Source organism: Aquificaceae bacterium (genome assembly GCA_037722135.1).
Lineage (GTDB): Bacteria > Aquificota > Aquificia > Aquificales > Aquificaceae > Pampinifervens > Pampinifervens sericum.
In genome coordinates, this window is sequence record JBBKAW010000004.1 from 1 (window position 1) to 1,682 (window position 1,682).

At 44.4% G+C, this 1,682-nt stretch carries 4 protein-coding genes; all 4 read left to right on the plus strand.

Annotated elements, in window-relative coordinates:
* A partial coding sequence (locus WKI49_00285) for a hypothetical protein (protein ID MEJ7620937.1) occupies positions 1 to 293 on the plus strand: 293 nt, incomplete at its 5' end.
* Entirely contained in the window at positions 290 to 724 is a 435-nt protein-coding gene (gene rplK, locus WKI49_00290; GenBank protein MEJ7620938.1) for a 50S ribosomal protein L11, read from the plus strand. The genes WKI49_00285 and rplK, both read left to right, overlap by 4 nt.
* Positions 725 to 728: 4 nt before the next feature.
* Positions 729 to 1,454 (plus strand): 50S ribosomal protein L1, encoded by a 726-nt coding sequence (gene rplA, locus WKI49_00295; GenBank protein MEJ7620939.1) that lies wholly within the window; start codon positions 729 to 731, stop codon positions 1,452 to 1,454.
* Positions 1,451 to 1,682: hypothetical protein (locus WKI49_00300; protein MEJ7620940.1), on the plus strand; the 232-nt coding region annotated here is incomplete at its 3' end. The genes rplA and WKI49_00300, both read left to right, overlap by 4 nt.

The following is a 1,682-nucleotide window of genomic DNA, read 5'->3' on the forward strand; positions in this document are numbered from 1 at the left end:
AGGAAAGGGATAAAGAAGAATTACTTGGACACATAAAGGCACTCAGAGATGAATTCACAGAACGTCTTAATAAGATAGAAGACAGGCAAGAAAAAGACAAAGAAGAACTACTTGGACACATAAAGACATTCAGAGATGAATTTACAGAACGCCTTAATAGGATGGAAGACAGGCAGGAAAAGTATCAAAAAGAGACAAGAGCTGAGCTCAGGCATATAAACCAAAGACTTGACACTCTTATGAATATGCTACTTACTCTCTTTGTGGAAAGAAGAAAGGAGGAAAGAGGATGAAGAAGGTAACCGCAAAGGTTGAGCTTATGCTACCTGCCCAGCAGGCAACACCTGCACCACCGGTGGGTCCTGCCTTGGGTCAGCATGGTGTTAACATAATGGAGTTTGTAAAGCAGTTTAACGCTGCCAGTAAGGATTTTGAGCCTGGAACCATCTTGCCTGTAGTTATAACCATTTATCAGGACAGGAGCTTTAGTTTTGTGCTTAAAACACCTCCCGTATCTTATCTCCTTAAGAAGGCTGCAGGAGTGCAAAAGGGTTCTTCGGACCCCAAGAGGCAAAAGGTGGGTAAGGTAAGCCTAAAGCAGGTAGAAGAGATTGCAAAACTTAAATTAAAAGATATGAACACGAAAGACATAAAAGCTGCTATGAGGCAAGTGGTAGGAACTGCAAGAAGTATGGGTATAGAAGTAGAAGGATGGAAGGAGTAGAGCCATGAAGAGAGGAAAGAGATATCAAAAGTGCCTTGAGCTTTATGACAAGGATGCCCTTTACACAGTAGAAGGAGCAGTAGAAGTTCTCAAAAAACTTCACGCAGGTTGTGGTCCCAAGTTTGACCAGACAGTAGAGCTCGCCATGAGGCTCGGGGTTGACCCCAAGTATGCGGACCAGATGGTAAGAGGTTCGGTGGTATTACCCCATGGTCTTGGCAAGGAGCTAAAGGTCTTGGTGCTTGCAGAGGGTGAATATCAAAAGATAGCAAAGGACGCAGGTGCGGACTATGTGGGTGGCGAAGACCTCATAAACAAGATAGCCAAAGAAGAGTGGGTGGACTATGACGTGGTTATAGCTACTCCCGAGATAATGCCCAAGGTGGCAAAGCTCGGTAAGATACTGGGTCCAAAAGGTCTTATGCCAAACCCGAAAACTGGAACGGTCACCACAAACCTAAAGCAGGCTATAGAAGAAGCCAAAAAGGGAAGAGTGGAGTTCAGAGTCGACAAAACAGGAAACCTGCATATGCCCGTGGGCAAGATATCCTTTGAGGAGCAAAAGCTAATCCAAAACATCTATACCGCCATAGATGCGGTTGTGAAGGCAAAGCCCTCTGGTGCTAAGGGTCAGTATGTGAAGGGGATAGCCCTTTCTCTAACTATGAGCCCATCGGTAAAGCTGGATGTGTCTACCACTCTCAAGAGACTTCAGGAGCTTGTAGCATGATGAAAGTGTTCGTGCCTCTACTATTAGTGTGCTTTTCCTTTGCTCTTACCCCTCAAGAAGAAAGGCAAATAGTCAGGGATATAGCGGAGATAAAAGCCACTTTGGAACAACTAAACAAGAGGATAGAGGATATCAACAAAAGGATAGAAGATACGAACAAGAGGATAGAAGACACGAACAAGAGGATAGAGGATGTTAACAAAAGGATAGACGACCTTATGAACTTCC

Coding starts and splice junctions, on each gene's coding strand:
- rplK (MEJ7620938.1), top strand. CDS start 290: ATGAAGAAGGTAACCGCAAAGGTTGAGCTTATGCTACCTGCCCAGCAG.
- rplA (MEJ7620939.1), top strand. CDS start 729: ATGAAGAGAGGAAAGAGATATCAAAAGTGCCTTGAGCTTTATGACAAG.